This window comes from Citrobacter sp. KTE30 (genome assembly GCF_000398825.1).
In the GTDB taxonomy this organism is placed as follows: domain Bacteria; phylum Pseudomonadota; class Gammaproteobacteria; order Enterobacterales; family Enterobacteriaceae; genus Citrobacter; species Citrobacter freundii.
Genome location: NZ_KB976055.1, coordinates 791832 through 806223, shown reverse-complemented (window position 1 = coordinate 806223; position 14392 = coordinate 791832). Strand labels below are relative to the sequence as shown.

General features: G+C 47.2%; 7 protein-coding genes. 5 read left to right on the top strand and 2 right to left on the bottom strand.

The genetic code is table 11. The annotated features are described in order from the left end of the window. Positions 1 to 354: 354 nt before the first annotated feature. From WC1_RS19005 to WC1_RS19020, 4 genes are all read left to right on the top strand, one after another. A complete protein-coding gene (locus WC1_RS19005; RefSeq protein WP_016149654.1) occupies positions 355 to 933 on the top strand; it encodes an agmatine deiminase family protein in 579 nt (192 codons plus the stop codon). A gap of 503 nt (positions 934 to 1436) precedes the next feature. Continuing rightward, positions 1437 to 3659: an EAL domain-containing protein gene (locus WC1_RS19010; protein WP_016149653.1), complete on the top strand. Its 2223-nt coding sequence runs from the start codon at positions 1437 to 1439 to the stop codon at positions 3657 to 3659. Positions 3660 to 4197: 538 nt separating this feature from the next. Next, positions 4198 to 5754, top strand: coding sequence for a hypothetical protein (locus tag WC1_RS19015; protein WP_016149652.1), 1557 nt, complete (start codon positions 4198 to 4200; stop codon positions 5752 to 5754). Positions 5755 to 5760: 6 nt separating this feature from the next. Further along, on the top strand, positions 5761 to 10089 hold the full coding sequence (locus WC1_RS19020) for an AAA family ATPase (RefSeq protein ID WP_016149651.1): 4329 nt from the start codon (positions 5761 to 5763) through the stop codon (positions 10087 to 10089). A gap of 159 nt (positions 10090 to 10248) precedes the next feature. Here the strand turns inward: WC1_RS19020 and WC1_RS19025 are convergent, their stop codons facing one another. Both WC1_RS19025 and WC1_RS19030 read right to left on the bottom strand, forming a co-directional pair. Next, positions 10249 to 11637: an APC family permease gene (locus WC1_RS19025; protein ID WP_003838705.1), complete on the bottom strand. Its 1389-nt coding sequence runs from the start codon at positions 11635 to 11637 to the stop codon at positions 10249 to 10251. Positions 11638 to 11980: 343 nt separating this feature from the next. Beyond that, positions 11981 to 13399 carry a glutamine synthetase family protein gene (locus tag WC1_RS19030; protein ID WP_003847712.1) on the bottom strand — a complete coding sequence of 473 codons (1419 nt, stop codon included), beginning with the start codon at positions 13397 to 13399 and terminating at the stop codon, positions 11981 to 11983. 212 nt (positions 13400 to 13611) lie between these two features. Here WC1_RS19030 and puuD point away from each other — a divergent pair, with 212 nt between their 5' ends. Next, positions 13612 to 14376: a gamma-glutamyl-gamma-aminobutyrate hydrolase gene (puuD, locus tag WC1_RS19035; protein WP_016149650.1), complete on the top strand. Its 765-nt coding sequence runs from the start codon at positions 13612 to 13614 to the stop codon at positions 14374 to 14376. Positions 14377 to 14392: the final 16 nt, after the last annotated feature.

Genomic DNA, 14392 nt, shown 5'->3' with positions numbered 1-14392 from the left:
TACTATAGTCCACACGGTTCATGGCATTAATAAATACAACAGAACAATCGGCCTGATCACAATCCGCGGCAAGGCCCGTCAGACGGGGCTTCAGAGCCTACGACGTGACACATGTTCATGCTGATAAATATAAATTATATATAAATATATAGTTGATAATTTTTAATAGTAGTCAGCCTCACTCATAATATAAAAAGAAGAGATTGCAACGAATATCTCCTGTGCTATATTCCGCATGAAACTTATCCGCAATCAATTTATTTATTATTCAATATTTAAAATACGCAGAACATTAATTATCTATTATTATTTTATTCATCCAATATCAGATAAATATACGCAAAGGTTAATCCTATGATGACAAGACGTTCGTTCGTCTGGCAAGGTCTGGTGACTTCAACGAGTATGCTACTCGCCGGTATGACAGGCATCAGTTTTAGCCAATTTGCCCGCGCAACAGAGGACCGCCGCTGGCAAATGCCGGATGAAGGCGCACCGCATGCGGCAACCTGGATGGCGTTTGGTGCCAGTGCCGAGATCTGGGAGCCTCATCTGCTACCGGTGGTGCAGGAAAACCTGGCGCTAGTTGCTAAAACCATCGCCGCATTTGAACCCGTAAATATGTTGGTACGCGAAGAAGACAGCGAGCTCGCCGCGCGTCTGTGCGGACCGTCGGTCAATCTTCTGGTTCACCCGATAGACGATTTGTGGATCCGCGACACCGGGCCGGTGTTTGTGATAAGCGCCAGCGGTGCGCTCGGCGGTGTGGGATTTAATTTCAACGGCTGGGGCAATAAGCAAGAGCACGAACGTAATACCCATGCTATTTTGCAGGAGCAGTTTATCGATCGTGAAATTATACAACTGAATATTGATGGCATTGCAGCTGGCGGCGGCGGCATTCACTGCGCGACACAGCAGCAATCTCGTTAATGATTAACAATTGAGTGTATTGTGGGAAGGTGGGGAAACTCACTTTCCTGCCAATATCATAATAATTCCTTTAGAAGGATGCCTGCATAGGTTAATTTTTAATAAACAAAGTGCTCAATTAACATTTATGAAATAAACACCTTTAAAAAATAACATTTTAATAGATTTTATCGATCTTTCGTGGTATTTATGATCTGCCAAACCTATCGATAAAATCTATCAAAAGATTTATATTGATCGTTTTTATCGATCGTCTATTCTGTCTTAAATAATGGCTACTGACGGAATTTTTATTATCAGTACAGTCACAAAAATTGTTCTTCCCTGCGTTGTGAAACACACGGAAATTATCGAGGTTACCTTTAAAAAATTTACATAACATATTTTAGAATGGTTTTCAATTAGCGAAAACATCCAAAAATACACATTTCAAACCTCCAGTCTAACCTTTTTTAAGTAGATGACTTAAATCGAGAACGGTGATAACTCACTGAAAATTGCGAATGATGATATTGCTAAGAAAAACTGAAAATATAAATTTCATTAATACATTTAGAGGCTATTTTTGTGTAGGCATCGCGTTTTTTGCATTACAGCTGGTCGCTGGTCATCTCAGTAAGCAAGAGGATGTTGCGGGTATAACACTGCATTTTTACGATCTCACTTTACCTCTTATTTCTGCACTGCTGGTTTTATACCGGCAAAAGGCGCTGCCAATTTTGGGTGCCTTTTTCTTGTATGCCCTTTATTCTTACTCTTTATCTTCGGTGTTCACGCTAACGGCTCAACTGCTGGCTGCTCTCATTAGCCAGACACTCTACTTTTTCTCGACAGGTAAACGAGGCGCGGTTAGCTTTGGTCGTAGCCAGCTTACAACCCTGCGTATTGTCTGGCTCGTGTGTTGCAACGCCTTACTATTCATCTCGATTGATTACTGGCTCCAGTCGAACACTGCCTCAGCACCGATCACAAACCTTTTTACACTACAAACACTAATTAACTTACAGTGGTTGATGAACTCTTGCTTGACTGGCATCCCTTTTTGTTATCTGTTGCTTAGAAGCGTTCAAAACCCTGCATGGTGCATTTTATACATCAGACAAGTGAAGACGCTGATAAAATCCGGCCCTCCTATTCTGTATCAAGTATTATGGCTGGTGCTGTTACTCTGCATTATGTCCGCTTTGATCGTCATCAGAGAAGATATTCTTATATTTACAGACTATTCATTACTGTGGTTACTTCCAGTAATGCTGTGGGGAGTGATCTGCATTGGCCATGCTTTTATATCCCCTGTATGGGTAACAATGCTCATCCTGTTGGGATATTATATAAACAGTTATATTTCGCCGGATAACTATAATAATTATTTACATAGTCTCGTGATTTCCTCCACGATAGTGTTTGTCTTTTCTCTTACGATTGTTGTTACCGGTGTACTTGTGGTCCGTAACCGAAAATATCTCCGCCGCCTCAAACAACTTTTTAGATCAGAGCCTAATACCGGACTGCCTAACTTTCAGGCCCTGCAAATGGACATCCGTAAACACGCAACAGAGTGCTTGTGTTACATCCGTTGTACAGAGTTGAATACGCTGGAGCAAACCCATGGAATAGAATTCCGTTTTGAATTTGTAAAAGCGCTAAGCTCATATGTACGTAAATTGATTAAGGATACAGGTAACATTTATTACGCACCTGGTCATGGAATAATTCTTCGCCTTAATACTGCCCCTGACATTCCTACTCTTTACAAAGACCTAAACTCTTTTCGTTTTATCTGGAAGGATTACCAATTGGGACTATCTTGTGGTGTGGCATATACCACCGAGAAAAACCTGATTAAAAATTTATCACAAGCAATTAAACATCTTAATACCCAAAGCTACATCTCGTTAATGCAGGGGCAACCGTTGTTACTCAGCCCGCAGGTGCCAGGCGATAAAATTGTCAGTCAGGCAGTCATTCGTCATATGTTGCAAAAAGCAATTGACAGAAAATCGTTTGAGCTTATGGCTCAACCCATCGTATCAACGATGCTGGTTGTTCAGCCTATCGTTTCAACTACGGGACTGACACGTTATCACGAGATACTTATTCGGATAAAAATGGTTGATGGTAAGTTAATCTTTCCAGATACCATCCTACCCGTTGCTCGTGAGGCAGGATTACTTCCTGCACTGGATATCACTGTTATAGAGCAAACATTTCGTTTTATACAGTCACGGCAGAAATCTGACCCGAGCAGTCATTTCTCCATTAATCTGACACCTGACTCGCTTAATAAAATTGATTTTCTTGATAATGTTTTCACATTGTTTAGAAAATATTCCATCACACCTAAACGTATAATTTTTGAAATCATTGAATCAGATATCATTGACAATGCTAATGTCACTGATGTTCTGAGAGCATTACGTAAAGCCGGTTCTAAAATTGCTATTGATGATTTTGGCACAGGGGCGTCAAGCTATTCACGACTCAGAACATTAGACGCAGATATTCTGAAAATTGATGGCTCCTTCATCCGTAATATACTGACCGATGAATTTAGTCGATGCGCCGTCAGATCCTTCTGCGAAGTAGCAAAACTCAAAAATATGGAAGTGGTAGCTGAGTTTGTTGAAAATGAGGAAATTGAAAAGATTCTAATTACCATGGGTATTGGTTGGTTACAGGGATACCATATAGGGAAACCCGTTCCTATTGAGTTGGCTGAATTATAATAATAATTATATTCCTACATTGTTCCACTTACCGGCTCCCGTGCCGGTTTTTTATTCCCTTAACTAAAACTGCATATTAATTAAGCAAAACACTATACAACTTAACGTCATAACATCGTGTTGTTGCTACCTATCAGTCTACAGATATTGCCATACAGCCATGAGTTGTAGAGCCTCCCCCCTCCTAAAAATAAGGGTTTTTTTAGAGGATCTTTGAAATTTATATGGAGATTAATGCTCCTCCATATGGAGGTTTTGTATTGTGCAAAAAAAAACGGCGAGAAGGACTTTCCTGCATGATAGGCTGGTTTAGCCTTAAAAACGTGGTATTTCCCCGAAATTAATCCCTAATGAGAAACTGACCAAGAAGCTTTAAATCGGGTGGCAACCTGAAGATTTTGGCTACCTCAGTCATAGAGTTCATAATCAATATTAGTGATCGCTGCGCTAGTCTGCATTTAGCATTACGGCTAATATCATTTGCGTCAATTATCATAGTCATTTGATGATATATCACACAGCAGATTTAACGGTAAAAATGATGACACAACAAAATAATAATCTCGCTCAGAATATTAACGATGATGAATTTTCCTCCATCACACAGGTAGAATTGCAAGTTGTAGAGGAGATTAATGCTCCCGAGCAGACCGCATCCATTATTAGCTCTTTCGTAACCTCCTGCCAGGCTCGCGGCGATCAGCCATTGGGGCAATGGTTGGATGATGAATTTCGTAAATATCCACAGATCTGGAAAAACGAAGAAGAGTTACTAAACACTCGTCGGCAGATAATACGGTCTACGGAAGCCTTTAATCAGTCTCGCGACTCATTACAGCAGCATATGGATAAAGGTCGTAGCCGTGCCTCCTGGTTGGCTGGCGAGATAGAAAAAAATGCAGCAGTTTCCGGTTCGGTACACGTAGGCCAATACGCCAGCCTTATCGATAGCGCCTTGGTAGACGCTAACGAAAATGCGCGCAAAACAATCACCACGCTGGCCGGGAATATCAACCAAAACCCCAATCTAGATGGTCTTGTTGCGGAACAGCATCACGTCGATACATTTAATATCGATGCAACCACCAAAGGCAGTCCGTATCGTGCACGGGTTGTTGGTTCACAGGAGCTAAACTCCGTTGATATTGAGATTGTTGACGGCAACGGCAATGTGGTCTGCAAATATCAGTCGAAATATGGTGCTGACTCAAACGCCACAAATACACAGCTCAATCGGGGCGACTATAACGATCAACAAGCGCTAGTTCCCGAGGGGCAAGGCGCAGATGTGGTCAACAGCACAGAGGTTATTGAAGCTGACGGAGTGTCTTCTCAGCCACTTTCTAAAGAGAAAGCAAAAGAATTACAGAAAAAAGCTCAACAAGATGCCGAAGCGCGTCAGTACGACTGGAATGACACTAATCGTATTGATATTGCCAAGCAAATTGGTAAACAGGCTGTGCTCGGTGCCTGTATTGCGGTGGGTATGCAGGGAACCAGAATCCTTGCAAGGCGTGCCTGGAATCGCCTGAACGGTCGTGAAAATCCATCCACTAGTGAAGACCTCAACGATTTTTTCGAAAGCTCGCTGCGTACCGGTACGCAAACAGCTATACAGGTTACTGTTTCCGGAGCGGTCGTAGTCGCTGTCAAGAACGGCTTTCTTGGCGCAGCCTTACGCAGTACACCTGCGGGCCTAATTACCAATATCGTCTGCGTGGGCATACAGAATGCAAAGGTACTTTATAAACTGGGCAAAGGTGAACTGACTGGAGAGGAAGCGCTCGATGCCATCGGTAACACCACTATAACCACGACAATGGCTATTGCTGGTGCAACGGAGGGGGCCACGTTGGGCGCAGCGATTGGTACCGTATTTGGTCCAGTCGGTACAGCCGTTGGAGGGTTTGTTGGCGGTGTCGCAGGTGGTATAGCGGGTGGGCAAATTGGTGAAATCGTCTATAACGCGGGCAAGGTTGTTGCCAAAACAGCTGCCAAAGTCATTGCCAGTGTTACTGAAAATGCGAGTCATGTCATTAAGTCCTTTAGCCGGGGTATCAGTAACTTTGCCTCAAACCTTTTCTCATTCTGGTAAATACTGATGAATCTGCTCGAACTTAAGACCAAGATAAAATCCCATATCCTCGCTGGATATCCAGGGCTTTACATCCACTCCGGCGAAGAAAGCCGAGTTGATACGCTATTGCAGGAAATAAGTACAGAACTGACACTGTCTCCCAAAGAGTGGAACCTTGGATATGGCTGGGTTGATTTCCATAACAAGCAGCCTCGGAACACGCAGAGTCAGGCCACCGAACTAGCAGAAAGTTTACCTTCGCTGCTCGATGACGATTTGGACGGAAAACTCCTCATCATTAAAGATGCCCGCAGTGCACTGGAAAACCAGCCACTCGCCGTTGCACGGTTAAAGCAATTGCTCAACCGCATTCAGCGCCACCACCGGAGCAAAACGGCTGTAGTACTTGTTTCAGAAACTTTGCACATCCCAGTACAAATCGAGTCGCAAATCACCTTGCTCCCCCTGTCACTGCCCCAGGGTGAGGAAATTAACCAGCAGCTCAGCAGTTTTTGCCAGATGCTTGATCTGTTTGTCCCGGAAAATATGCATCAGCGTCTGCATACTGCGTGTTGCGGACTGAACCAGGAAGAGATCCGATCAGTATTAGCACTAGTTCGTCAACAGCATGAACAAATTAATGACGAGGCGTTGGCTCTTATCCAGCATGGGAAAGAGCAGATTATCGCAAAAAGTGGCGTGCTTGAGATGCTGCACGTAATCGAAAATGCAACTGACATCGGCGGTCTTGAGAACCTTAAAACCTGGCTCACTCGCCGCGCCCAGATTTTCCGCCGCCTGAGTGAAGCTCGCGATTCACGCGTACAGGCGCCTAAAGGTGTACTTATCGCCGGTATGCCCGGTTGTGGGAAGTCTCTTGCAGCCAAAGCAGCGTCCGGTTTATTCCAGTTGCCACTCCTACGTCTTGATATCGGCTCATTATTGGGTAAGTACGTCGGAGAAAGTGAACATAATATGCGTCGGGCGCTAACAATGGCAGAATCAATTAGCCCCTGTATTTTGTGGATCGACGAACTGGAAAAAGCCTTTGTCGGCATGAACAGTGGCAGTGGTTCGGAGGTTTCCTCACGACTTTTCGGCTATTTTTTGACCTGGATGCAAGAAAAAACCGGTGCGGTATTTGTCATTGCCACTGCTAACAATATTACCGTGCTCCCTCCAGAGTTGCTGCGTAAAGGACGGTTCGATGAGGTGTTTTACGTCGGATTCCCCAACGGCGTAGAGCGAGCAGCTATTCTGGACATCCATCTGAAAGGTGAGTCGCTTGAACTGACCCAGAATGAACGCAATAAGCTGGTAACACAGTGCCGTGATTATGCAGGTGCAGATATTCAGAATGCTATCAACGAAGCTCGAGAAATAGCATTCCTTGAAAACCGCCAGTTGGAGCTGAAAGATCTGGAAGCTGCTATCCAGCTTACAGTTCCGTTACGTGAGACCCTGCGTGAACAGGTTGCCCAATACGAAGAGTTGTTTGAGAAACTCAAGCTCAAACCAGCTTCCACCAGCGATGGTCTTAGCGTAGCGCAGATGATTCAGATGGCGGATAGTGCAAACTCGTTGCGCCGCGCAGAGGTCGCTAATAGCGAAGATTGTCCGGATGATTTACTGGAAAAACTGGCGGCAGATGCAGACCTGAACGTACGCAAAGCAGTATATCGTAACCCGAACTGTCCTGAGCAGGTACTCACCCAACGTATTAACATTGTTAATGACCAGCCTGAGTTTGACATCGATCTTTTACATCTGGCCTGTATACATGCAAATGCACCGCATGATCTGATGGCAACACAATTCGAACGGCTTCAGCTCACTATTCAACATCGACTCCAGCTCGCCAGCAACAGCACAGATAGTACATTGCTTCAACATTTAATGCGTGATCCAGAATTAGACGTTTGCGAGATGCTGATTACCAATAAAAATCTCAGTAAATTAATGCAATTACAACTTGCGAAGGATTCCAGGGTCTCTATTCGCCGACGTTTGGCGCGCAATAGCAATCTTCACCCTGAGGCGCAGGAAATACTGGCAAGGGACCACGATTTTACCGTGCGTGAAGATCTAGCAGATCTTGATGGGCTTAGCGAAAAGGTACAACAGATCCTGACGCTGGACAGCGATCAGGACGTGCGTGAAACACTGGCTAAACGCCGCCGTGAAGGATTACTCGCGGAAGCTGTACAACTAGAGTTAGCAAAAGATGAATGTACGGAAGTTAGGGAGTCATTAGCGTCTAACCCCAACCTGACTGCAACCGCACAGATACGGCTGACTCAGGATACGCGTGTCTCGGTTCGTCGCAAGCTTGCCGAACACCCTAATCTGTCCAATCCCGCATTAAACTCTTTGCTCCAGGACACAGATGAAGTTCTTAGAGAACTCGCCGGTAGCAAACACTTTGATAGCGCCCTGTTGCAAAACAATTTGAGCCAGCATCCGTCAGAAAAAATACGTATTGCCCTTGCCAGCAATTACGCTCTTCACCCTGAGGTTCAGGAACAACTGACCAAGGACAGCTGCACAGAAGTACGTGAGACATTAGCTGGCAATGCTAACATTGCGGACGACACGATCTGTACCTTAATGGATGATAGCGATGATGATGTTCGTGCACGCCTGGTACACTGGCGCAATTCGCTGCCAGAGAAAGCTATACATCATCTCGCGATGGATCAAAACCATCAGGTTCGAAAATCGTTGGCTTACACTGAAAATCTACCGAGTGAAGTACAGCAGCGACTAGCCAATGATATCTACGATGTTCAAAAAGAGCTGGCAAGTAACGCCACTATAAGTGCATTAACTCAACAGCAATTACTGGATAACGGTAACCAGGAAGTGCATTACGCGTTAGCAGGTAATCGCAACCTGACGGGTCCAATCATGGCGCAGCTCGCTGAAATGCATGATAGCGAAATCCGTGTTCAACTGGCCAGGAACAATGCCCTTACCGCTCCAATCATTGGTAAATTAATAAAGGATGAAGAGGAAGTACAACTGGCGCTTGCACTAAATCAGCATCTCAATGAAGAGTACTATACGCAGCTTTACGACTCGGGCTCAGCTGCGATACGCGAGAATCTAGCGGGCAATCCACAAATCGGCGAACCGTTAATGGAACGCATCTATAAAACAGAATTGGCGGTAAACAATCTGGCCACGGCGATGGAAAGCGTACAGTCGATTTTAGCCAGCATGAGGGCAAACTCAGGTTTACCATCAACGAAGAGTGTGACAAAAATCGCGCTAGCGCTGGCTGGTAATTCCGCGCTATCGGAAGCCCTACAGAATAAAATCCTGAATCTGGAGAACTGCAGCGTAGAGATACTCGAAGCGTTAGCCAGTAACCCGGCGTTGAGTAGGGATGGGCAAGAAGAGTTGGTTACGCACAAAGAGGCCAATGTGCGTCAGAAACTGGCGGCCAACCAAAATACGAATACTAAGATTCTCCACGAGCTGCTCCTTGATGATGAAGACAAGGTTCGCATCGCCCTGTTACGTGATTGGTGGACAGATCGCGAGATCGAATGGCAACTGGCGAACGATAAATCGGTCAAAGTACGCTGCGCAGTTGCGGCCTCACAAAGCCCAGGAAAAGCAGTTCAGGTGAAATTGGCAAACGATAGAGACCAAAGAGTACGTGCCCACCTGATACCAGAGGAGGAAAACTATCTCTTTACACTGAATCCTCTAACACAAACCCTTCTTGCCAGAGATAGCGATCTGTCAATTCGCCAGAAAATGGCCTCTTATCCTAAACTGCATCCGTCGGCACAACTCATACTGGTAGAAGATGATGCCATCTGTGTTAGGGAAGCACTGGCTAGAGGTTCGGAAGGACTCTTCAATTCGCCACTGAGTGAAGAAGTGCAGCATCGGTTGATAAAAGATAACGATCTCAGAATAAGGCTCGCATTGGCGAAAAATAAAAGGTTAACGCCAGAGGTCCAGATATTGTTAGCAAAGGATATAGATAACAGCGTTAAAAGAAAGTTGATTGAAGAATCAGATCGCATGAATCCGCTCTCTCTTCTGGTGCAAGAGCAACTGGCAAATGATCCTGATGTCACGATTCGAAGCGATTTGGCTCGGTGCCTGTTTAGTGGGCTCCTTGCTCCACGAAGCAGCCAGAAAATCCGACTGAGACTTGCTAACGATCCAAATGAAGCGGTTCGCGATATTATCATTAAGATGGGGTTATTTGAATTAACCTATTCAAGTGAACAATATAACGATGCCGTTCTGGACGGTTTGTTGGTAAGGGCAACCCACGAGCAAATGGAATTGATCAATCGCATCAGGGAAAAAAATCGACTTGCGGTTCAGTAAACAACACCGCTAAGCAGGTATGCCACGACTTTCCACAGTGGCATACCGTTTTCATTTGACTAGCCGAAAGCTACGGCCGACTTTCACATCCGATGGTGTAAATCTGGCCACTGCTAAATATTAATCGTCATTACCAGATCTCTGCCGATTCCGTTTCCATCACTCCCATGCGCGCTCAGATTTCGCGGCGTCAAACTGCGGCGGCGGTTTACGAAAGCGTCCGGTCAGGTACGCGAGATACACCAGCCCAACGCCGGCCCATACCAGTCCCAGCGTCAGCGATGTCACTTCCAGATTCACCCATAGTACGGCTACCGTGGCGGCACCGACCATTGGCAATACCAGATAGTGCAACTTTTCCTGCCAGGTATGCTTACGTCCTTCACGACGCCAGAAGTGGTTAAACACGGACAGATTAACGAAGGTAAAGGCCACCAACGCGCCAAAGTTAATCAGCGCCGTAGCGGTCACCAGATCAAAAAACAGGGCCGACAGCGCCACAATCCCGACCATGATGACGTTCAACGCGGGAGTACGCCATTTGGGATGGACATAACCAAAGTACTTCTCCGGGAAGACGTTATCGCGGCCCATCACATACAGCAGGCGAGAAACGCTGGCATGCGACGCCAGACCTGACGCCAGCGTATTCACAAAGGTGGTGCACAGAAAAATAGACTGGAACAACTTGCCGCCGACGTACAGCGCAATCTCCGGCAGCGCCGCATCCGGGTCTTTGAATCGGCTAATGTCCGGGAAGAACAGTTGCATAAAGAACGAAGCGGCAATGAAGATCAGTCCACCGTACAGCGCGGTAAGAAAAATGGCTTTTGGAATGGTGCGCGCAGCATCTGGCGTCTCTTCAGAGAGAGTCGTTACCGCGTCAAACCCGAGAAACGAGAAGCAGACAATGGTCGCCCCGGTGATAATCGGAATCAAATGCGCATTCTGACTAATAAACGGTTGCAACGACCAGACGGTCCCGACCCCTTCGCCTTTGTGCAGCCCCTGCACCACGAGGAAAATAAACACCACGATGATCGCCACCTGCACCAGGACAAACAGGGCATTGAAGTTCGCCACCAGGTTAACGCTTTTCAAATTGGCCGCGGTAAGGATCGCCACGAACAGCACCACCCAAATCCATGGCGCAACCCCCGGGAATAACGCGGAAAGGTAAATTTTCGCCAATAGTACGTTAATCATCGGCAGGAAAAGGTAGTCAAGCAGTGACGACCAGCCGACCATAAACCCCACATGCGGATTAATCGCTTTTTGCGCATAGGTATAGGCCGAACCGGCCTGCGGAAACTGGCGCACCAGCTTTCCGTAACTGATGGCGGTAAACAGTACGCCCGCCAGGGCCAGCAGGTAGGAGGCTGGAACATGGCCATTGCTGATACCCGAAACAATGCCAAAGGTGTCAAACACCGTCATCGGCGTGAGATAGGCCAGCCCCATCACCACTACCTGCCACAGCTTGAGAGATTTACGCAGCTGTGCTTTGCCCGGCTGGGCTGCAAGATCCACAGAAGAATTAGTCGACATAGCTTTCCTCCCCGCGACGAGCCCAGATCTGCGTTCGAAATGTGGGAACAGCAGACCTGGGTCGTATCGGGGTAGAAAGCCATAAGAAAGGCGTCAATGTTGCACGGCACAGATGCGGTCCGTACTTACTGCGGGAGCCATGGATGCTCACGCGGGGCTGGTTTTTAAACATTGGCATCATCACATTTCCTCGTCACAAACTCTGTCGGTTATCTGAAGACCCGTTGTCGCCCGCGCTCCATTACGCGACATCCGGGAAATGGCAGGTATTCCTGCAATTTTGACGGGCTGGCTCCGCTCAGCCCGCATGATGCGACTTCTTTTTAAATGACCTGTACGACTGTCAGGCGTTTTTCAACATCCACTCAATTTCAGTGTCGGTGATAAGACGTTCAAACTGGATTAATTCATCGTTTTTACAGGCGTGATACACGTGGCTAAAACGCTCACCCAATAATTCACGCAGACTGTCGTTTTGCATAAACTCCCACAGCGCATCGCTCTGGCGGATAGGAAACGGCAAACCTTCCTGCTCCAGTCCGTTGCCTTCCACCTCTTCCTGCAACGGTAGCTCGTTATCCAGACCGTGAAGGATCCCCGCCAGGATGGTCGACATCACCAGATATGGGTTGGCATCCGCCCCCGCCACGCGATATTCAACCCGATGGTTATCACGATCGCCGCAGGGAATACGCAGCGCCACCGTACGGTTGTTATGCCCCCAGGAAGCCTGAGTCGGCACATACATACCCGGCTGGAAGCGGCGATAAGAGTTCACATTCGGCGCCAGCAGCGCCATTGACGCGGGCATCAGATCAATCATCCCGGCAAGCGCACGCTTAAGTAACATGGAATCATCGCCATTCGCATCGGCCAGCACGTTCTCGCCTTTATTATTCATAATGCTGATGTGGATATGCATCCCGCTCCCTGCGTGTTCCTCATAAGGCTTTGCCATAAACGTGGCATGCATCTTATGTTTCTCCGCCACCAGCCGTACCAGACGTTTCAACGCCAGCGCGTCGTCGCAGGCGTCGAGCACGTTATCGGTATGGTAGAGGTTGATTTCAAACTGCCCAGGGGAGGCTTCAGCCACTGCGCCGTCAGCCGGGATCAGCTGTAAACGGGCCAGTTCATCGATATCGTTTAACACATCAGCAAAATGGTTCAGGTTATCAACCGAGTAAACCTGACTTTGGGTATTGCGATCGTCCGTACCCGGCGCGCACGGCGGCTGCAGATAACCTTCGGGATCGCGCTTACGATCGAGTAAATAGAACTCCAGCTCTACCGCTACGACGGGGAACAGACCGCGCTGGCGAAGTTTCTGCCAGAGTCGGTTCAGTACGTTCCGCGGCTCAACGTCAAAGGGAGCGCCATCTTCATCCAGCATCGTCAGCATCATCTGTGCAATAAATTCAGGATCGGCGGCCGAAGGGGTTAACGTGCCTGCCACCGGTACACAAGTCCGATCCGGTTCGCCAAGCTCCTGGCCTAATCCCGCCTCTTCAACCACATTGCCAAGAATATCCATCGCGAAAACGGATGCCGGGAAATAGCAGCCTTTCTCTAACTTATGCAATCCAGCAACCGGAAGGCGCTTACCGCGAAAACAGCCATTAAGGTCGGTTAACAGCACATCCACATACTGCGTATTAGGATAGCGTTCCAGATACTGTTTAACTTCGCGCGCAAACGCGCTACTTCGTCTCTCTTCAGAATGCTGAACAAAATTCTCAACTTCTACGATATTGGTTTCCATGATTCACCGCCGTTGGCCTGGTAAGCTGCTCTGTGATTTGACTGTTAAATATAATGTCCACCATTCGACTCTGGATGCAAACAAATTGTTTGTCAAATGTTAAATTAAGTTTGCTATAAGGTTATTCCGCTGCTAGATTGAGAAAATAATGAACGGAATTGCACAACAAGGAACCGTTTGGCAATAATTTATTCCAAAACGTGAGGTCGATCATGGGCAATATATTTAACAAGCCAGTTATTGGTGTAGTGATGTGTAGGAACAGGCTTAAGGGTCATGAGACCCAGACTCTGCAAGAAAAGTACCTGAATGCGGTATTAAATGCCGGTGGATTACCGATAGCGCTGCCCCATGCGCTCGCGGAACCCGAATTGCTGAACGCGCTGTTACCGAAACTGGATGGTATCTTCCTGCCAGGAAGCCCAAGCAATGTGCAGCCGCACCTCTATGGTGAAAATGGCGATGAGTCTGACGCCGATCCCGGGCGTGATCTTCTGAGCATGGCGCTAATTACCGCCGGGCTCGAAAGGCGCATTCCCATTTTCGCCATCTGCCGGGGCTTACAGGAATTAGTTGTCGCCACTGGCGGGACTCTGTATCGTCGCCTGTGCGATCACTCACAGTTCCTGGAACATCGTGAAGATGCGGAACTCCCGGTGGAGCAGCAATATGCGCCATCTCATGAAGTCCAGGTTCAACAGGGAGGATTGCTATCTCAGTTAATACCAGGTTGCAGCACGTTTTGGGTTAACTCCTTGCATGGTCAGGGAGCAAAAACCCTTGGCCCGCAGCTGCGCGTGGAAGCACGCTCGCAGGATGGATTAGTGGAAGCGGCCAGCGTCCATGACCATCCTTTCGCGCTCGGCGTGCAGTGGCACCCGGAATGGAACAGTAGCGAATACGCCCTGTCGCGTTTGTTACTTGAAGGTTTTATCACCGCTTGTCAGAACCACCTCGCTGAAAAACAGCGACTCTGACCACTACAGTTAAGGA

Bases quoted from the DNA above. Each gene is read 5' to 3' on its own strand.
- WC1_RS19030 (WP_003847712.1), bottom strand. From the start codon at position 13,399: ATGGAAACCAATATCGTAGAAGTTGAGAATTTTGTTCAGCATTCTGAA.
- WC1_RS19025 (WP_003838705.1), bottom strand. From the start codon at position 11,637: ATGTCGACTAATTCTTCTGTGGATCTTGCAGCCCAGCCGGGCAAAGCA.
- WC1_RS19020 (WP_016149651.1), top strand. From the start codon at position 5,761: ATGAATCTGCTCGAACTTAAGACCAAGATAAAATCCCATATCCTCGCT.
- WC1_RS19005 (WP_016149654.1), top strand. From the start codon at position 355: ATGATGACAAGACGTTCGTTCGTCTGGCAAGGTCTGGTGACTTCAACG.
- WC1_RS19010 (WP_016149653.1), top strand. From the start codon at position 1,437: ATGATGATATTGCTAAGAAAAACTGAAAATATAAATTTCATTAATACA.
- WC1_RS19015 (WP_016149652.1), top strand. From the start codon at position 4,198: ATGATGACACAACAAAATAATAATCTCGCTCAGAATATTAACGATGAT.
- puuD (WP_016149650.1), top strand. From the start codon at position 13,612: ATGGGCAATATATTTAACAAGCCAGTTATTGGTGTAGTGATGTGTAGG.